This window comes from Aquimarina sp. ERC-38 (assembly GCF_026222555.1).
GTDB lineage: Bacteria > Bacteroidota > Bacteroidia > Flavobacteriales > Flavobacteriaceae > Aquimarina.
Map to the genome: position 1 here is coordinate 2,961,216 of NZ_CP098511.1, position 17,420 is coordinate 2,978,635.

Annotated in this window: 19 protein-coding genes and 2 tRNA genes; 5 read left to right on the forward strand and 16 right to left on the reverse strand. The window is 35.3% G+C overall.

Features of this window, described 5'->3' with window-relative positions; genetic code table 11:
• Positions 1 to 70 precede the first annotated feature (70 nt).
• The 4 genes from ccsA (at position 71) to NBT05_RS12315 (ending at position 5,273) form a co-directional block, all read left to right on the forward strand.
• Positions 71 to 3,256: a cytochrome c biogenesis protein gene (gene ccsA, locus NBT05_RS12300; protein WP_265770149.1), complete on the forward strand. Its 3,186-nt coding sequence runs from the start codon at positions 71 to 73 to the stop codon at positions 3,254 to 3,256.
• Between the two features lie 207 nt (positions 3,257 to 3,463).
• Positions 3,464 to 3,547: transfer RNA gene (locus NBT05_RS12305), tRNA-Ser, on the forward strand.
• 311 nt (positions 3,548 to 3,858) lie between these two features.
• A tRNA-Pro gene (locus NBT05_RS12310) sits at positions 3,859 to 3,933 on the forward strand.
• Positions 3,934 to 3,971: 38 nt separating this feature from the next.
• Complete coding sequence (locus tag NBT05_RS12315) at positions 3,972 to 5,273, forward strand: tyrosine-type recombinase/integrase (protein ID WP_265770150.1); 1,302 nt, start codon at positions 3,972 to 3,974, stop codon at positions 5,271 to 5,273.
• Positions 5,274 to 5,399: 126 nt separating this feature from the next.
• On the opposite strand, the gene NBT05_RS12320 is transcribed toward NBT05_RS12315, so the two are convergent.
• The 6 genes from NBT05_RS12320 to NBT05_RS12345 form a co-directional block, all read right to left on the reverse strand.
• Complete coding sequence (locus tag NBT05_RS12320) at positions 5,400 to 5,843, reverse strand: hypothetical protein (protein ID WP_265770151.1); 444 nt, start codon at positions 5,841 to 5,843, stop codon at positions 5,400 to 5,402.
• A 340-nt stretch (positions 5,844 to 6,183) separates the two neighbouring features.
• Positions 6,184 to 6,921 (reverse strand): imm11 family protein, encoded by a 738-nt coding sequence (locus NBT05_RS12325; RefSeq protein ID WP_265770152.1) that lies wholly within the window; start codon positions 6,919 to 6,921, stop codon positions 6,184 to 6,186.
• Positions 6,922 to 6,932: 11 nt separating this feature from the next.
• Positions 6,933 to 9,362: a hypothetical protein gene (locus NBT05_RS12330; RefSeq protein WP_265770153.1), complete on the reverse strand. Its 2,430-nt coding sequence runs from the start codon at positions 9,360 to 9,362 to the stop codon at positions 6,933 to 6,935.
• A gap of 12 nt (positions 9,363 to 9,374) precedes the next feature.
• Positions 9,375 to 10,883, reverse strand: a complete 1,509-nt coding sequence (locus NBT05_RS12335; protein WP_265770154.1) for a T9SS type A sorting domain-containing protein — start codon at positions 10,881 to 10,883, stop codon at positions 9,375 to 9,377.
• A 462-nt stretch (positions 10,884 to 11,345) separates the two neighbouring features.
• Entirely contained in the window at positions 11,346 to 11,573 is a 228-nt protein-coding gene (locus tag NBT05_RS12340) for a hypothetical protein (protein ID WP_265770155.1), read from the reverse strand.
• Between the two features lie 28 nt (positions 11,574 to 11,601).
• Positions 11,602 to 11,799, reverse strand: a complete 198-nt coding sequence (locus tag NBT05_RS12345; RefSeq protein WP_265770156.1) for a hypothetical protein — start codon at positions 11,797 to 11,799, stop codon at positions 11,602 to 11,604.
• A gap of 176 nt (positions 11,800 to 11,975) precedes the next feature.
• On the opposite strand from NBT05_RS12345, the gene NBT05_RS12350 reads away from it, so the two are divergent.
• A complete protein-coding gene (locus tag NBT05_RS12350) occupies positions 11,976 to 12,398 on the forward strand; it encodes a hypothetical protein (RefSeq protein WP_265770157.1) in 423 nt (140 codons plus the stop codon).
• Here NBT05_RS12350 and NBT05_RS12355 read toward each other — a convergent pair.
• The 10 genes from NBT05_RS12355 to NBT05_RS12400 all read right to left on the reverse strand — a co-directional run bounded on the left by NBT05_RS12355 (position 12,395) and on the right by NBT05_RS12400 (position 17,408).
• Positions 12,395 to 12,583 carry a hypothetical protein gene (locus tag NBT05_RS12355; protein WP_265770158.1) on the reverse strand — a complete coding sequence of 63 codons (189 nt, stop codon included), beginning with the start codon at positions 12,581 to 12,583 and terminating at the stop codon, positions 12,395 to 12,397. The genes NBT05_RS12350 and NBT05_RS12355 overlap by 4 nt on opposite strands.
• Before the next feature lie 434 nt (positions 12,584 to 13,017).
• Positions 13,018 to 13,221, reverse strand: a complete 204-nt coding sequence (locus NBT05_RS12360; protein WP_265770159.1) for a hypothetical protein — start codon at positions 13,219 to 13,221, stop codon at positions 13,018 to 13,020.
• A gap of 201 nt (positions 13,222 to 13,422) precedes the next feature.
• Positions 13,423 to 13,803: a hypothetical protein gene (locus NBT05_RS12365; protein ID WP_265770160.1), complete on the reverse strand. Its 381-nt coding sequence runs from the start codon at positions 13,801 to 13,803 to the stop codon at positions 13,423 to 13,425.
• A 27-nt stretch (positions 13,804 to 13,830) separates the two neighbouring features.
• Positions 13,831 to 14,457 (reverse strand): M15 family metallopeptidase, encoded by a 627-nt coding sequence (locus tag NBT05_RS12370; RefSeq protein WP_265770161.1) that lies wholly within the window; start codon positions 14,455 to 14,457, stop codon positions 13,831 to 13,833.
• A 49-nt stretch (positions 14,458 to 14,506) separates the two neighbouring features.
• Positions 14,507 to 14,908 (reverse strand): hypothetical protein, encoded by a 402-nt coding sequence (locus NBT05_RS12375; protein ID WP_265770162.1) that lies wholly within the window; start codon positions 14,906 to 14,908, stop codon positions 14,507 to 14,509.
• Positions 14,909 to 14,936: 28 nt separating this feature from the next.
• Positions 14,937 to 15,188, reverse strand: coding sequence for a hypothetical protein (locus tag NBT05_RS12380; RefSeq protein WP_265770163.1), 252 nt, complete (start codon positions 15,186 to 15,188; stop codon positions 14,937 to 14,939).
• 45 nt (positions 15,189 to 15,233) lie between these two features.
• The gene (locus NBT05_RS12385) at positions 15,234 to 16,169 is read right to left on the reverse strand and encodes a hypothetical protein (protein ID WP_265770164.1); all 936 of its coding nucleotides are present in this window, start codon (positions 16,167 to 16,169) and stop codon (positions 15,234 to 15,236) included.
• Positions 16,170 to 16,268: 99 nt separating this feature from the next.
• Complete coding sequence (locus NBT05_RS12390; RefSeq protein ID WP_265770165.1) at positions 16,269 to 16,598, reverse strand: hypothetical protein; 330 nt, start codon at positions 16,596 to 16,598, stop codon at positions 16,269 to 16,271.
• Complete coding sequence (locus NBT05_RS12395) at positions 16,595 to 16,927, reverse strand: hypothetical protein (RefSeq protein WP_265770166.1); 333 nt, start codon at positions 16,925 to 16,927, stop codon at positions 16,595 to 16,597. Before NBT05_RS12395 ends, NBT05_RS12390 begins: the two co-directional genes overlap by 4 nt.
• Complete coding sequence (locus NBT05_RS12400) at positions 16,920 to 17,408, reverse strand: hypothetical protein (RefSeq protein ID WP_265770167.1); 489 nt, start codon at positions 17,406 to 17,408, stop codon at positions 16,920 to 16,922. Before NBT05_RS12400 ends, NBT05_RS12395 begins: the two co-directional genes overlap by 8 nt.
• Positions 17,409 to 17,420 lie beyond the last annotated feature (12 nt).

The following is a 17,420-nucleotide window of genomic DNA, read 5'->3' on the forward strand; positions in this document are numbered from 1 at the left end:
GAAATACGCTAGGTCTTTCAAGGTTAATCCTTGATAATGTCGTAAATTTGCATAGCAAAAAAAAGAGCAGATGCAAAAGAAATTAGCGAGAATCCTTTTTTCAACCCGCCTTATGGCACTTTTGTTTATCATCTTTGCAATTTCGATGGGGGTAGGCACCTTTATAGAAGACGGATATGGCACTCCGGCTGCCCGAATTTGGATTTATAACACCTGGTGGTTTGAAGCTATTATGGTTTTTTTCTTACTTAATTTTTGTGGTAATATCGTACGTTTTCAATTATATAAAAAAGAGAAATGGGCTACTTTATTATTACACCTTTCCTTTATACTTATTATCGTAGGGGCGTTTGTTACCCGGTATATTAGTTATGAAGGGGTAATGCCCATACGAGAAGGGGAAACTACATCACAATTTTTATCCGAAAAAACCTATTTGACGGTATTTTTAGATGGCGAAATCAACGGCGAAGCTAAAAGAAGGGTAGTTGAGAAACCCTTAGAACTTTCGGCTGCGACCGATAATGATTTTGTCTTAGAGACAGATTACAATCAACAACCAGTTACTATCTCCTATATTGACTATATTGAAGGAGCAGAATTAGCACTAGTAGAAGATGAAAACGGGGATCAATATTTGAAAATTGTAGAAGCGGGGGACGGGCAACGCCACGATCATTTTATTAAAGAAGGGGAAGTTTCAAATATTCATAACATCCTGGTCTCTTTTAATAATCAGACAAAAGGGGCGATTAATATTGTATATAAAGATGATCAGTATTTTATAGAATCCCCCTTTGAAGGAACTTTTATGCGAATGGCAGACCAGCAGCGGGGTACTCTGGTAAAAGATAGTATTCAACCGCTAATGCTCCGGTCTTTATATCAAACCGGGGGGATGCAATTTGTAATCCCGGATCCAGTCACCCGCGGTATTTATGATGTGATTTCTACCGAAATTAAAGATCAAAATCAGCAGAATGCACTTATTGTAAATGTGGAGACAAACGGAACATCTAAAGTTGTTAAACTACTAGGAGGTAAAGGTTTTGCCAATGATATGGAAAAAATAAGCCTGGGCGGACTAGAGATGTACCTAACTTTTGGTTCTAAAAAATTAGAATTGCCCTTTGCGCTAAAACTAAATGATTTTATCGCTGAAAAATATCCGGGTACAACGGATGTTTATAAATCCTATAAAAGTAAAGTTGAAATTGTAGAAGAAGGTAAAACTGAACCCTATGACATTTATATGAACCATGTGTTAGATCATCAGGGATATCGTTTTTTTCAGGCTTCTTTTCAACCGGATGAAAAGGGTACGGTATTATCAGTAAGCCATGATTATTGGGGCACTATGATTACCTACGCTGGTTATATGTTGCTATATTTAGGGATGATTTTGATCCTATTTACCAGGGGTTCACGGTTTAAAGACCTGGATGTTATGTTAAATAAAATAAAGGCAAAAAAGCAGGCCTTAACTTTATTACTTTTATCTTTTGGACTTACGGTTTCGGCTCAAAATGATACTATTCCTCCGTCAAGCGTTCCTGCAACTACTTCGATACATACGGATCATACTCAAACCCTCCCTGGAAAAAGACAACTTGATTCTATCATCAAAGCTAATGTGGTGCCAAAAGAACATGCTGAAAAATTTGGTAGCCTTGTGATCCAGGATGAACGCGGAAGAATGAAACCGGTAAATACTTTTTCTTCGGAATTATTACGGAAATTGAGTAAAAAAGATTCGTATGAAGGATTAACCGCCGATCAGGTTTTTGTTTCGATGATTCAGAACCCGTTTTTGTGGTATAGCGTACCTATTATAGAGCTAAAAAGGGAGAATGATAGTATTCGTAAAATCTTAGGAGTTCCTTCTACGGATAAAACGGTTTCCCTGATTGATTTGATGAACCCGGACGGATCGTATAAGTTAGCTCCTTACCTGGAACGTGCCAGTAAAACCAATACTCCTAGTAACTTTGAAAAGGACTATTTAAAGACGCATGAAAAGTTTTATTTATTGAATCAGGCGTTAAGCGGAGGGATTTTAAAAGTTTTCCCGGTTCCCGGGGATGCTAGTAACAAATGGGTATCAGTTCCTGAATTAAACGAACATCAATTTTCAGGAATGGATTCGGTATACACCCGGCAAATTATTCCTATTTATCGGCAAGCATTGGCAGAGGCTAAAACTTCCGGGGATTATAGTAAACCGGATCAATATGTAGAAAGTATAAAAAGTTTTCAAAAGAAATTCGGTAGCGAAGTCTTACCTACGGATCAAAAGATACAAGCGGAGATTGCTTTAAATAAATACGATATTTTTAAAAACCTTTATCGATTTTATGGAGTTGCAGGATTACTGCTTTTGATTGTGGTGATCGTTCGTATTTTTAAGGATACTAAGGTGGTAAAAGGCCTGGTTTACGCCATGTTAAGCCTGGTGATCCTTTTATTTATGTTACATACTTCAGGATTAATTATCCGGTGGTATGTATCAGGACATGCTCCATGGAGTGATGCTTATGAATCTATGATCTATGTAGCCTGGGCAACGGTAGCTTTAGGTCTAGCCTTCGGGCGAAAAAGTCATTTAACGGTTGCGGCAACGGCTTTTGTTGCCGCTATCATCTTGTTCTTTGCTCATGAAAACTGGACGGACCCGGCAATAGCTAATTTGCAACCGGTACTGGATTCTTATTGGGTATTAATTCATGTATCTATTATTGTAGGGAGTTACGGACCTTTCTTTGTAGGGGCTATTTTAGGCGTTTTAGCTTTACTTTTAATGATTTTGACCACTACTTCTAATAAGAAAAAAATGGATTTAAACATTAAGGAATTAACGGTCATAAACGAAATGGCGCTAACTATTGGTTTAGTAATGCTGACCATTGGAAACTTTTTAGGAGGAATGTGGGCAAACGAAAGTTGGGGTCGGTACTGGGGTTGGGACCCAAAAGAAACCTGGGCGTTGATCAGTATTATGGTATACGCGTTTGTTATTCATATGCGATTAGTGCCCGGACTTCGCGGACGATGGTTTTTCAACTTAATGTCCGTAGCCGCGGTGGGATCAATTCTTATGACTTATTTTGGGGTGAATTTTTATTTAAAAGGATTGCACTCTTATGCCAGTGGAGACCAGGTAGTCACTCCATCTTCGGTATATTATAGTGTGGTGGTATTAGCTATTCTAGGTACAGTTTCTTATTGGAGATACACTAAGTATTATAAGAAAAGCTGATGATTCATTTTAAACTAAATGGAAGAACCTGATGAAAGGTATTTAACCTGTTATTTTTTCAGATTGAAAACTGATTTTCAGTTTCTTATTATAGCTTGGAATTTGATTATAAAATTAATTTTAAAATTGTTGCAAGATAGGCACATAAAACATACATTTGCATCCGCATAATTGATATGCAGACGATCATTTACAAGTTGAAAAATAGGAGAGGTGCCAGAGTGGTAATGGAGCAGATTGCTAATCTGTCAACGCGTAAGTGTTGCCGGGGTTCGAATCCCCGTCTCTCCGCTTTAATTTATTTAAAATTAGATAGTAATTATTAGTTTAACTAAATAATTTAAAATAGATTTGCAAACTGAAAATTTTAGATAACCAGATCGGGGTGTAGTCCTGTATTAATTACAGGATAAACCCCTTCCAGTTATCGCGCCGCGTTTGGGATGCGGAGGTTGTTATGCTTAAGGCTTGACCGCTATAAAAAACTTAATACATTTCGTTGTAGCGATTGTATTGAATAAATTGAATTATTAAAACGTGTTGTATTTGTACTAAGTTTTAAAACTGGTAGTCAGATAAAACAAAATTTTAGATAACCAGATCGGGGTGTAGCGTAGCCCGGTTATCGCGCCGCGTTTGGGACGCGGAGGTCGCAGGTTCGAATCCTGCCACCCCGACAAATTTTAATGTTGATTTACAGTAAATTAGCATTAAGATGAATAATAAGAAGCTAAAGGTGGCAGTTGAAGTGGCAGTAAGCCAGTTCGCTGCTAAATTTAGATTAGTAAATAAAGATCAATTTCAGGATATGCCCCTATTCAAGAAAGCGAGATTTGTTCACTCTGAAGGAACTACAAAAGGAAGTTACATTCTATTCTACGTTTGGGATGTTCAAAAAGGTGATCTTACCCGCAAGCGTTTAGCAATTCCGCAACAGTACAAAACATTAGAACAGCAAAAGGCTTTTGCTAAAGTTCGTTGTAAACAAATAGATAGACTTCTAAAAGAAGGGTATCATATTGATCGAAACAAACAAAAGCTACAACAGCAGGATTCAGCAGATAATTCCTCAAATCAAACGATTAAAGAACCTGTAAAATTAAAAGAACGTGTTACTATAGATAAAGCTATCACATCATTAGTAGCTATAAGAATTGCTAAAAAGTATAGTGAAAACGGTATCAATACTTATAGAAAAGAATTGAAAGCTTTTCTTAAGTGGGGTCAGGTTAAAAAGAAACCTTTGAAATTTATCGATGATATTACCTTTTCCATTATACAAGATTATCAATTATACATATTAACAGAACTTAAAAATGAATCTAAAACTCATAATAATAAAATAGGAGTAATCAGCGCATTTTATAGTGATTGTATTAAACAGGAATGGATTGATAAAGAAAACAATCCATTTGAAAAGGTCGATGAATTACCAACAAATTACGGTACAAAAAATAAACCTTATACCAACGATCAGATAAAAGAAATAAAGGAGTATGTTTTACAAACAAACCCTTATCTATGGAATTTCATTGCATTTATTTATTACTCCTTTCTACGTCCCAATGAACTTAAGGCTTTAAAGGTTTCTGATATTGACCTTAAAAATAATATCATTAAAGTTTGGGTTGAAGGAACAAAAGGCAAAAGATGTGATGTATTACCTATAGCACCCGCTTTACGCGAGGTCATTTTAAAAATGAATATAGATCAGTACCCAGGTAACTATTTTCTATTTGGAAGTAAAAAAGAGCCTTCATTTGAAAAGCTAGGAAAAAATTATATTACTAAAAACTATTTAAGAGTAAAAAAACATTTTGGTATAGACGAAAATAAAGATTATACTATTTATGGTTTTAAACATACGGCTTGTGTAAATTGGTATAAAGCTGAAAAAGATATTGTTAAGATTCAAAAGATGTGTAGGCATAAGAGTGTAACTATGACTGAACGTTATCTCAAGTCTCTAGGTTTATTAGAAGAAGAAAATGCAGTGGCACTTTTACCAGAAATTTAAAATTTTAAAAAACGTAAAAACTACACGACTACATTGACTACATGACTACAGCTATTATAAAAAATTATAAAAGGCTTTCAAATTAATGAAAGCCTTTTTTGTAATTATTAATTAATGTATCTATTTCTATTCCTTCTTACTTAGCTGACTATACTTAATTTGTACATTGTCATCTGGATCACCAATATAATAAACTAAAAGCCAAGGTCTACTATTACCTAAGATACCTTCTCCCTGAATAAATAAATTAGTACCCATACCATAAGGTAAATCTTCACCCTTCTTAAAAGAAATTTCCAATTTCCATCTTCCATACTGCTCGTGTAAATTCCATAATCCCTTCCCTTTAAAACTAGAAAATTGAAATTTTTCAGGAAATGGTAAAATTTGTTTAGTAACACTTTCTACTTCAAAAGTCGAATCATTGTAAAAGGTAAATGATCCATTATCTTCTGAATACCAAGTTCCAACAATCTCCTTACTCGTTGGTTTATCTGAAATACAGCTAAAACTAAATAGTAGTAGAAACAAACAAATAAATCTAATCAGTATGCTATTAGCTCTCTCCATCGTATCGCCTGAGTTGTTTTTGATAATGCTCTGTTTTGAATTCCATTATTAATCCAACCACCTATAGTGTTTTGTCACCAAGGGGTATATCCTATTACAGGAGGTCGAGTTGCCGATTGTAAAGTTGTAAGAATACTTTGTTTGATCTAGTATAAAGTTTCAATTCTAATCCTTTCAGTTCAGAAAAAAGTAAAAAGTTTTTAAGTTGCCTAGTTAGATTAGACGAGCCACATTCTTAAATTCAATTAAGCCTTTCATAGTCATACCATCAATTATTCTTTAAAGAACTATTATACTAAAAATAAAGGAGGGTGATCTAATCACCCTCCTAAAGTATTATTTAATAATTATACATCTTTTTTCGATAACCATTTTCACCTTGGTAATCTTTTAATTTTAATTCCGAAGGAAAAAATTCAATTCCGGTCAATTTAGATTCTTCCATAGCAGACCTCAAATTATCTGACACAAAGTACATTCCACTTTGAGGAAAAGGATTACAAAAAATATGTTCCTTCAAATTGGGGTTGACTACTAAGTTTTCAATTCTTAAATTAACAAGAGTAGTACCCCTCCATCCAAATTTACGAAGTTCCTCCTGGTACCTTATGTAATGTTCTGCCGATTCTATAGATACTAAATCTTTATACTCATTTAATGGCGAGGTTATAAAAATTTCACTCTTTGGATAGTCTACAGCATCATAATTTACCTTTGCTGGATGAAGATAATAATAATTAATGTTCTTTAAAATTTTATACTTTACCTTAATTTTAAAAAATTGAAAATCTTCTAAATTAATACTAAATGTTTCTAATACTTTTCTAAAGTCTTCACTAATTATTAAACATCCTACATATCCCATATCATATGGAGCATGTAATAGATCGGTAAGTTTAGCCTTTCTTTTTAAGACTATATCAGGAATATTAGGATTATCAAAAGGAACTTTCTTTTGTATCCAATTTCCAATGAAATCTTCATCGTCAACATGTCCTTTCATTACAGCTTTATCCGACTGAGGGAAAGAACCAAGAATTTCAGGATTCCAAGAATGTTGTATACTGAAATATTTCATCTTAAGCTTTTCTAGTTCAAATTTAAAATTAAATCCTGAATTTTTACATTAGGATTTTCCTCAATTATTTTCCGAAGCTTTTTAATTAACATTTGAACAAGATCGTAAGCCTGATCTGGTGTCAAGTTAGGATTTTCAAAAAGTTTAATATTTAGATAATTTTCTATAGCTTTATTGTAAGCAGTATGTTTAGTATTTCTAAATGCCTTTACAGCTATTCCGTTAGCAAACTCATTAATATGAAAACTCCGTTTTGACTTAGCTGCTAATTGAATCAGTTCGTTTTTTCCTAGTTCAAAAGGTATTATATGATGGGCATGTTCACCCTTTCTAATTACCCCTTTTAATACCCTTCGTAGTTGTCCTGATTTACCAAAAGTAATTTTATTTGCACTATTTACAAACCATTTTAAGGTAGTTTTATTTGTTGTTTTAAATATGTTGATAGTCTTATACCCATATTTTGCACCAGTAGAAAACCATCCGGTTATCGGGATTGCAGCAGAAAACGATAAAGAGGCTTGTAATGCATCTCCCTCTATTGTATAGATTACCCCGTTTGCCAAATCACAAACAATACCACCTACTGGGATTAACCCCAACCCATCAAGTGTGATATGAACTATCTCACTACTTGCACGCCATAAGGCAAGGGCGTTACAGGCAGTAGGGTTTTCATTACACCACTTTGCTTCCTCACCTTCTAGGATTTCTAGTTTTTCCTGGGCAAAAAGAACAGAATAATAAAACTGATAGATAGGGTCTAAGGGTTCGTCAGTACCGTATGAAAACCTTAAAGAATCAAAAAAGGCTTCCGGGTTTTTACCATCAATAAGATCATCATCCCATGCACGGAGTATCTTCGATAAAGCACTTTTATACTCCCTGTCTATCGGGTCTTGCTCAAGTATGGTATAGGCGGCTTCTAATGAAAGTTCACGGTTATTAAACAACCCCTCCCCATCAATAGTAAGACCAATCCTGGAATTAACATTAAGGTCTGGCTCTATTCCATGTATATTAAACACACTATTTATAGAAGTAACAGAAAATTGTCCTAGAATTTGATAGTGTGCTGTTCGGAAAAGGTTATCTATATAAGATTCTTCGGTAATATCACTATTTAGATTATTAAATAACGATCTTACATAAATACCTACACCGTTTAAATCATCTCTATACCTATCTGACCATCTAAAACTAAATTGACGTTCCCTAAAAGTTATACTACCAGTCCCCCTCTCAATATAGTCGTTTACATAATTAAACCTCTTGTTTAGAACAGCATCATCTGTAACTAACTGTGTATAGTGTAAAGCAGTAGCATTGTAATCTTGTTGTTCTAAAAATTTCTTTAGACTTTCTGATACATTTCGGTTACTTCGTAAAAAGGCAGTTGCCTTATCGCTATAATTTTGAATTACTGCATACCTTAAAAGGTGATAGTCGAATTTTTCAAAGTTAAACTTCGCAGGGCTGTTATCGTTTATCCAATTATATGCGGAAGAAAACCATTTGATACGAAGGAGGTTATATGGGTTATCAGTTAAATGGTTCCGCCAAGGCATATGGCTAACATCATCGGAATAACCTGTGTATAGCATATATGCAGCAACGGCTTGGTAGCGTAAATCCGGATATTCTATATCGTAGTAATGTTCTTTGTATCTATCAGTTACAAATTGGAAAAAAGGGTGGTCATAATTACCAATTTTAGCCTTTCTTACAATCTCATTTACCATGTTTATACGTTCGCGTAAGTTTGAATGTTGAAACCCTATTTTCCCTATTTCCTGACGTGCAATTTCTGCGAAAGCGTTCATTTGCGATTCATTGTAGTCCACTATCCTTGATCGCTTTTCATTGGTTATTGGATCATATACCCTTAAGTCACCATACTTTTCTTTTCCCTTACCTCCGTCATCCCGCATCTCACGGTACCTTTTTGTGAAAACTTCATGTTGCGTTCTTAGCCTTTCTATTTTTGCCCCTTTCTGGTCTTGCTTATATTCATTTGGATATGTGGCAAGTTGCAAATGGTCTAAATCCTGTCTGGTTTTTTTATAGGCATAAAAGTTTTTGAACATATAGTTTAAACCTTCATCCGTGCTTTTAAATTCAATTTTAAACTTATTCTTTAAGTTCTTATTGATAGCTATGTCCATTTTCCTATGCAAAGCCCTAAGCAAATCTTGATGATAGTTATGATTGATAAAGTCATAAGAGACCTTAAAAGTCCAAATATCTGCTTCCGAGCCACAATAACAGGGAAGTTCAAAATTAGGGTTGTTGATTTTTTCAGGGTCAATCATCCCTTCCTCACATTTTACGCAAGACCTACTCTTACCATCAAGGGTTGTTGCTTGTTCGTAAAACTGTGCGCTTAGGGAATAGGTGCAAAGGGTAATTACTAGGATAACCAGTCTATATAGTATCTTCATCTTGACTAAGTTTTATATTTTGGTAATTGTTTGTGTAAATACTTCACCATTTATAGTAAAGCGTATAATGTGGTTGCCTTTAAGCAATTTTGAACTATTAAAAGTAGCCGTGTTGAGACCTTTTTGTTTTTCTACTTCTTTGGCATCCCCAATAACTTTATTCCCCATAAGGTCAAAGATTTCTATCCTTACCTTAGAGCTAGTGTCTAGGTTATATGAAACTGAAAAGCTATTGGTAAAAGGGTTGGGGTGTACCTTAGCAAAATTATTAGCAGTGTTTAAAGCATTTTTGGCTCCAAGTCCAAAGGATATGTCCGGTAGAATGGATGTAAATAACATCAGACGAACCCCTTTTTCAGCATTACGGCTATCGTAAGTTCTCATACTTTCTATAACGTACCTTGTCGTCCCCCATGGACTGGTTTTAGGTATGTTCATTATCCTAAAATCTGTCATCCCGTAAAAATTATTTTTTACAAAGGGGTTCCATTCATCAGCATCTCTAAAACTTATACTAACCGGTCCAGCATCTTGGTTTATAGAGATAATATTCCCATTTAACTTGCCACGGGTTTTATGATTTTTGAGACTAAGGTATCCTGTAGATATTTCGACATTATACGAACCATCCGGATTTTGGATCATATCGGATTCAATACGTATGGTTATCCTACTTCTCCTTAGTTCATATTTATTGTCGTAAGTCCGTTCCATGACCTCACCTGTCATCCTTTTATTTAGAAACTCAACGGATGTTATATCCCGGTTAAAAAGCCGATCTTCGTATGCTATTATATCATCATAAGTATTCCTATCTGTCAACTTAGTATCAATGGTAGAAGGGTTTCGCTTTTTCAAAAAGTCATAAACTTCCTGGGCATGGGCGACCCCTGATTTTTTAATCATATCTAAACCTAATGCCTTGTCAGGGGTGAACCCGTAGCCAAAATATTGCATGATACCTAACCAATAGTTAGCCATTGGTAAACCACTTTGTAGAAAGTATTTTTTAGCTGTAGGGTATCCTGTAATTTCTCTTTGACCAAGATTTTTCAGGGCAATGTAACCCAGTCCATACTGGGCAATTGAGTTATTTGGATATTTCTGGAAGATCTCTTGTGCCTTTATACCACCATCTTGGAAAGGAAATTTATTAAGGTAGGTATTTGTCATATAAGAAATAGCAAGCCTTATATCCGCTTTTTCGTAGCCTAAAGCAGCTGCTTTCTTTAAATAACGGTACCCCCTTTCCCTTCTCTCTCCACTTAAACCATTCAAATGACTAGTATTAAGGATCAGCAAGGATTGCGCATAAAGGGTCACAGCATTGTTTAAAGAACACGAGGATAATTCATCTACAAGGATATCATATTGTTTTCTATCAATTAAACTAATACTAGAACCAAGGTTGCAAATAGCTTCGGCATTTGCAAGGCACCTGCTCTTTGCATTTTGAGCAGTGAGAAATTGAAGGTTGAACGCTATTATAAATAGTACGCCCAAAAATTTTGTTGTTTTCATTATATAAAATTTATTTTAGATTTCATTAAAATTTTGCGTAGAGCGATCCGTTGGGCTAAAAACCTGGTTTTGCCTTAGATCATTTTTCCGATAAAAGTAAAGAAGGGTACTATAGTTTCATTGGCAAGTGATTTGTGTGATTAGACATAGGTTTATTCATTATCAAAGCAGAAATATCCGCTTTTGTAGTTGTTAGGGTCAAAAGTATGAGGCATAAAACCTTATACCCGGTTGGTAAACGTTTACGTTCGTTTGTAAATATTTGTAAGTATTTGTAACTGAATAAGAGGTTACAATGTAACTACTTACGAGTTGTTAAAAATGTATTAAATCAGATTTAAAGTAAGGTCGTCCATAGTATTGGTTTTAAGTTTTATCGGTTTTAGTAAGGTTGCATAATTATTAAATTGCATAAGTAGGGGTTCATGGCGTTTGGGGATGGGGTAATCGTAATTATGTATGTTAGCTTGCTTCGTCCTCTTTAAAAAAGTGTTCATGCCTTAGCTTTATCAATAACACTTTAGCTTCTTCTACAGGTTTATTTTTTTTAAACAAGTCCTTAATCCAGGAATCTAGTAAAGTTTCATAATCTCTATTTTCAGCTACCCCTTTACAAAAAGGGATAAAGTCTAAATGTAGATGCCCTAGTAGTTCTAAGTAATATTTTGTTTCTTCATCCTCTTTCTTCATTTTAGAAATAGTGTTTTTAATTAATAAATTAAACTTTGGTAAGTTCATAGATAACCTTGTATAACTTTCTAATTCTTTCATCATTAATGCGTTTTCCATATTTTATAAATTTTTGAACTGTTCCTTTAGGAGCATCAATTTTTCTATCTAAAGCTTGTTTATTTATTAACTCATAATTAGTTAGTAGCCAAGATTCTATTTTCATTCTTTTAGTTTGTTTTGTCATCTACTAATTATTTACATAGGTATCTAAGTAATTAATGCTATAGAAAACTTTCTTAATTTTATACTTTTTTAACTTCCGGTTTAACCGTAAAATGTATATATTAGCATTATTAAAATATAATCTATTGTAGAAAATATTCTACGAATATATGAAATTGTAGAAAATATTCAAAATTTATGGGGAAAATAGTTCAAAGGTTAAAAAAGTATGTTGATCATTTGAAGATATCTACTAGGCAAATTGAGACAAGTATTGGTGTATCTAACGGAACCTTAGCAAAACCATTTTTAAATGGTAAAGCAATAACTACAGATACATTAGAAAAATTTGTTGCGAAATTCCCTGATCTAAATCCTGTATGGTTGATAACAGGAGAAGGAAATATGATAATTAATAAAAATCCAAATATTGAACTAAAAGAAACTTTTACTAATGAATTTAGCGACGGTCAGAAAGAATATCTTAAACAACTAGTGGAAGAATTATTAATAAAATCGAATACTCACTACAAACAGGATTTATTAGATACTAAGAGAATTTTGGAATTAGAAGATATGGTAGAAAAATTGAAGCAAAAGGTAATAAATATTAACGGTTAATGTTTTCCTCTCTTAAATATATTTTTAAGGTAAGATTCAAAACTATCTTCTTCTTTTTCTACATTTTTTAGTTCAGACAAAACATATTTATAAAACTCTTGCCTGGTAATTCTACCTTCTATAAAATCTTTTTTCAGAGAGCGAAGGTATTGATGTTTTAGTTCAATATCTTTTTTACTCTTCATTTACTATAGTTTCAATTCCTGTCTTTAATAGTTCTCTTTCATAATCCTTTTTTAATTTAACTTTAGTTATATATTGCTTGTAAACATACAGTAGAAAACAATAGAAAATGAATATGGGTAAACTATAAAAGAATTCAATGGAATCTACGATTTGTAGATCACTATTAACTACCGCTATAATTTGGAATAAATACATAGTTATAGGAACAAATAAAAAATAAGTCCAAAAACGATTTATTCTAACATAGATAAAAGAAAAAGCAATTAAAGGAAGAATTTTACCAACTAATGTCCACATTAAAATGTAAATACTTTCAAAGTAGCTGGAAACATAGGTATATCCAAAGATATTAACTTTGGATATACCTTTCGGTATTAATTCATAAGAATAGAATAGTATTGGGTATAGTATCAATACTATCATTAAAACATAATCAACCTTGTGGTGGAACTTTAATTTTACTTTTTTCAATACTATATGTTTCAGTTGATTCATCAACCTCGTTAATATCAATCTCATTTTTCGATTGATCTTCAAGACTCATTTCCTCACTTATATCCGTAGATGAACAGCTAACTACGGAAATTGATGTTAAAGATATTAAAATTGCTACAGTTAAAAATGATACTTTCTTCATAATGTAAATTTTGACAATTGGATTTAGTAAAAAATGGTTTTTTTGTTGACGTAAAGTCTTAATATACAAGCAAAACTAAAAGATTCTTTGAATAATTGAACTATATGATTTTAACTATTTTAAGTGTAGTTTTGCACCTTTTTTCATTAAAAAAAGGGTATAATAGCCCCCTTTTTTAACTTTTATTTAATAGTCAAAATTCTAGCTTCCTTTTTTAAATAATCTTTTCATCCAGCTTGATTTTTTATCAAATTCTTTAAATAATACTTTTGTCTTCTTCTCCGGAACGAAATTCAAACTAGACCCCCGTTTTATTTTCGGGTTTGAGATATGGTTATCTACTTTAATATGTTCTTTTTTAGCAAGGCTAATAATTGCTTTTTGAAGCGTGTCCGTCCGGATGGATAGGTTTGTATATTGTTTCTCCAATTCGGTATACTTTCCGCTAATAAGCTGGGTTTGCTTCTTGGCTTCAGAAAGGCGTTTTTGAAAGACTGTGTTCCCGGTAATAAAACCTATTGCCAGGATTAATATCCCGGCAATAAGGTGGCGTATAATAGGTAGTTTAAGTAATGCTAACATAGTTTTTGTATTAAGGTTAATAGTGGTTTAGGATAGGTGTACATAATGCCCGTCCCTCTTTCCTGCCCGGTAGCGTTTGGCCAATTCGCTGTGGTGCAGGCTAAAATTCTGGTGGAAGTGCGGGCGGTCTGCCCTTTTCCAATCCCCGCCCCAGGTAAACAGGAATTTCTTTCCTTCCTTTCCGATCAAACCCCAGTTCGGGTTCTTCCAGAGGGGTTTGCCATTTTTAATTTCTACCACATCGAAAGCCAAACCGTAATTATGGTAACTCTCCCCAGGTTTGGCATTGGTCACATCTTCTTCCCGTTCATCGATCAGACCGTTGCCGTTGTTATCTATCCCGTCTTTATCTTGCAGGTACAGCTTTTCCTGTTCTTCCCAGGTTCGCAAGGCAGAGGTAACACGAAGGGTGATATTAAAGTTTTCTTCCATGTGGTTTATAAAATTCACCACATATTGCCGAATGGCAGGGTGCAAGGTTTGGATCCTCCGGTTACTGTGGTAGTCCCAGGTAAGGGCTTTTACATAATTAATTGCTTTCATAGGTAATTGATTTAGGGTTTTATTTTTCTTAAATAAGATTAGGGTAAGGATAAGGGCTAGGATCGCCAGTACCCCCTTACCGTAGTTGTTTGGGGTAAATTTTATCTTCATGTTACAAGGTGTATTGAACGGGAAAAAAGAAACCCGCCTTCGCGGGTTATCAGTTTACAATATCGTTCCACCGCTGAAAATCTGATGCGCTTAGTTCCTTTCGTAGCCGGTCATTCAAGGTTTCGGAAAACTTTAATTGATAGGCTTTAGATACCAGGTCAAGTTTTCCACGGGTCTGGTAGGCTAAACTTAATAGCTGGCTGGTAGAAGTCCCGTCAAAGTCCTGCATCCAGGATATCCCGGAAGGGTTTGCCATTGCCCGGTACTGGTGTACCAGTTGGTTAATGGTGTCCCCATCGTTACGGTCAAACTTCTTTTGGCGTTGCCGTCGTATAAAGTCACCTATTTTTTTTTTAAACAGCCAGTAAAGGATAAGGAGTATCAAAACAATCTGTACTTTTCGGTTGGACAAGATATTTTTAAGGGTGGATAATACAAGTATGGGGGTCATAAGCTAGGTTTTAGGGTAAGTAAATTAACTAATCGCTAAAACGCTCAAAGGCTTTTTTGGCAATCAGTACGTAATCGGTAAGGGTCAGTTCTTTGCCTTCTTCCGGTACGACTTCTTTTACAAATTCGATAATATCTGGGTTCTCTACAATCACCGCAGTGGAGGAGATAAAATCTTCATGGTTTAAATGGTCGCTTAAATCCTGAAAGGCTTGTAGTTTTTCGTTTACTTCTTCCGGATTGTTTGCGAGTACTTCGATGTTTACTTTATAAGGTTTCATAGTCTCGATTTTGGTTGACAGTTGGTAGTTGTCAGTTGATAGTTATTAGTTGTTAAGGTTTTCGGTTAATACAGTATTATCTGCTTCGGTTGAAATAGTATTGTTTTCTGTTTCATCAACTTTGATTACTTCTTCATCATAAACTTCTATATCCTGTAGGTTATCATAGTCTGTATCTCCTTCGGTTGGTTCTGGTTCTTCTTCAACAAAAGAGAAGTTTACTTTGTTCCGGGTAATGGGTGGTTTGATTTTCTTTTTCTTATTAGTGTCCCCTAATGAAGAAGCTTTGCCGTTTTTAACCCCTACGTATTCTTTTATTAGGCTCCCCAATACCCCAGGTACATGCCTTGCATAGCCCTTTAGGGTATCTTGCATCTCAAAGGAACGCTCTTCAAGGCGTGCTTCCTGCTCGGCAATTGCACTTTCCCGCTCCCTTAGCCTACTTTCCCTTTCGTTAAGCATCAGTTCTTTAAACTTTAGGGTTTGCTCGGCTAGTTTGTTGTGCAAATCAGACTGGTAGCGTTGTTCTTTAAGTTCATTTTCTTTGCGAAGTCCTTCCAGTTGTATTTCCATTTCCTGGCGGATGGTATCGGAGGTGTTTTCTACAATTGGGGTTTCTACCTTTGGGGGTTGGAAGTTGATATTAACGTTCCCGTTCTTATCTACTTTATGGGGGATACCGTTTACTTTTACTTCTTCGTCTTCTTCGGGTTCTACCCATTCGATTTCTTCGTTGATCCGGATAAAAAGCGGGGCGTTAAGCCTACTATTCTGTTCGCTAGTCCCAAACTTTACCTGTACCTCGGCATCTACGTTATCGGCAATAATCTTATCCAGGATTTCAGAAAAGGAGAGTTCCTGGTTTTCATCTTCGGAACTGGTGATAATAATCCCGGTTTCGTCCTTGATGCACCAATACTTGTACCGGGTCACTTTCTTTTTGGCAAGGTCGGTAGGGATATAGTTTTTTACTTTTTTCATGTGCTTTTTAGTTGTCAGTTGGTGGTTCGTAGTTGGTAGCCCACGGTTGCTAGTTAGTAACTTCTACTAACAACTAACAACTGTCAACTACCAACTACATTAGTATTGAATTCGTAATACCTGTACATAAAAGTTTACCGGGCTTTTGGAACTAAAGTGTATGTTCCCGATTGCCTGGATGATGGTATTGCTTTTATGGTCGGTAGTATTGTCCGGGGTAAGCCGTACCGCCCTGGTAGGGGTGGTAATTTGTAAATTAAAATCACCACTCTTTATTTCTATATAGTGGATAAAGACTACTTCGTTTACCCCTACCTTGATCTTCTTAGGGCTATACAGCAACTCGTCAACCTGGTATTTGGGGTGTAGCTTTTGAAGGGTGGTATAATTGGCTACCAAATGGCATAAAAGGGCATCGTTTGTTTTCATTCTTGTATAAGGGCATAAAGGTTAATTGTCCTGCTATGGGTAGCGAGGTTTTGTACCATCCCGGAGATATAACTACAATCGGCTAGTTCCTGTTCCCAGGAAATGATACGCTGTGAGGGGGGCAAGTCCAGGGAACTGGTAAGTAGGGTGTCCAGGCTATCAATTTCTAACTGGGTTTCGTTTTGGAAGCTTACCGATACCGAAGCCTTATTGCTATGTAACAGCCCACTTACCAGTTTGCCCAGCCCGTTTAAGGTATAGCTAAAGGCAGATCGTTGCCCCCCTTCGAGTTCCCCGCTAAATAGGGTAATTACTTTGGTATTAGTCATTGGTCAGTTCTAAGTAGATTTTTAAGGTATAAGGGTACACCGCCCCGTTGTTATTTTGAGACCCGTCATAATCCCCGCCATAGTCCCCATTATAGTCCCCTTTGGCATTATTGCTGTATCCACTATTGTCATTATTGCTATTGTTGTTTTGATTAAGGCAACATTCGCTGTGATAGCTAATAAAATTATCCTGGAAATCAATTTCTATCTTCTTCCCCTGGGCGGTTTCATTAAGTGGGAAGAAACGGTCTTTAGGGGCTACTTGGCTATTGCTCTGTAAAAAAGCAACCTCAAACCCACGGGGGAAGATTTCCATACTATCCACGGTCATGGACTGTAACAAATGCCCGCTACCAATGGTGTGTAGAAAGGCAATCCCGGTCAGACGGTCGTAGTTCCTATCCAAATCTTCGGAGATACGGATAAGACTATTGGCGCGGGTGACTTCCCTTTCGATCAGTTGTATTTTCTTTTTGTTCATGGTATGCTGTTT

What these genes read in the sequence shown, in the direction of transcription:
- NBT05_RS12370 (WP_265770161.1), bottom strand. Translation starts at nt 14,457, where the DNA reads ATGAAGATAAAATTTACCCCAAACAACTACGGTAAGGGGGTACTGGCG.
- NBT05_RS12385 (WP_265770164.1), bottom strand. Translation starts at nt 16,169, where the DNA reads ATGAAAAAAGTAAAAAACTATATCCCTACCGACCTTGCCAAAAAGAAA.
- NBT05_RS12320 (WP_265770151.1), bottom strand. Translation starts at nt 5,843, where the DNA reads ATGGAGAGAGCTAATAGCATACTGATTAGATTTATTTGTTTGTTTCTA.
- NBT05_RS12330 (WP_265770153.1), bottom strand. Translation starts at nt 9,362, where the DNA reads ATGAAGATACTATATAGACTGGTTATCCTAGTAATTACCCTTTGCACC.
- NBT05_RS12315 (WP_265770150.1), top strand. Translation starts at nt 3,972, where the DNA reads ATGAATAATAAGAAGCTAAAGGTGGCAGTTGAAGTGGCAGTAAGCCAG.
- NBT05_RS12390 (WP_265770165.1), bottom strand. Translation starts at nt 16,598, where the DNA reads ATGAAAACAAACGATGCCCTTTTATGCCATTTGGTAGCCAATTATACC.
- NBT05_RS12345 (WP_265770156.1), bottom strand. Translation starts at nt 11,799, where the DNA reads ATGACAAAACAAACTAAAAGAATGAAAATAGAATCTTGGCTACTAACT.
- NBT05_RS12350 (WP_265770157.1), top strand. Translation starts at nt 11,976, where the DNA reads ATGGGGAAAATAGTTCAAAGGTTAAAAAAGTATGTTGATCATTTGAAG.
- NBT05_RS12395 (WP_265770166.1), bottom strand. Translation starts at nt 16,927, where the DNA reads ATGACTAATACCAAAGTAATTACCCTATTTAGCGGGGAACTCGAAGGG.
- NBT05_RS12355 (WP_265770158.1), bottom strand. Translation starts at nt 12,583, where the DNA reads ATGAAGAGTAAAAAAGATATTGAACTAAAACATCAATACCTTCGCTCT.
- NBT05_RS12325 (WP_265770152.1), bottom strand. Translation starts at nt 6,921, where the DNA reads ATGAAATATTTCAGTATACAACATTCTTGGAATCCTGAAATTCTTGGT.
- NBT05_RS12340 (WP_265770155.1), bottom strand. Translation starts at nt 11,573, where the DNA reads ATGAAGAAAGAGGATGAAGAAACAAAATATTACTTAGAACTACTAGGG.
- NBT05_RS12365 (WP_265770160.1), bottom strand. Translation starts at nt 13,803, where the DNA reads ATGTTAGCATTACTTAAACTACCTATTATACGCCACCTTATTGCCGGG.
- NBT05_RS12335 (WP_265770154.1), bottom strand. Translation starts at nt 10,883, where the DNA reads ATGAAAACAACAAAATTTTTGGGCGTACTATTTATAATAGCGTTCAAC.
- NBT05_RS12380 (WP_265770163.1), bottom strand. Translation starts at nt 15,188, where the DNA reads ATGAAACCTTATAAAGTAAACATCGAAGTACTCGCAAACAATCCGGAA.
- NBT05_RS12360 (WP_265770159.1), bottom strand. Translation starts at nt 13,221, where the DNA reads ATGAAGAAAGTATCATTTTTAACTGTAGCAATTTTAATATCTTTAACA.
- NBT05_RS12400 (WP_265770167.1), bottom strand. Translation starts at nt 17,408, where the DNA reads ATGAACAAAAAGAAAATACAACTGATCGAAAGGGAAGTCACCCGCGCC.
- NBT05_RS12375 (WP_265770162.1), bottom strand. Translation starts at nt 14,908, where the DNA reads ATGACCCCCATACTTGTATTATCCACCCTTAAAAATATCTTGTCCAAC.
- ccsA (WP_265770149.1), top strand. Translation starts at nt 71, where the DNA reads ATGCAAAAGAAATTAGCGAGAATCCTTTTTTCAACCCGCCTTATGGCA.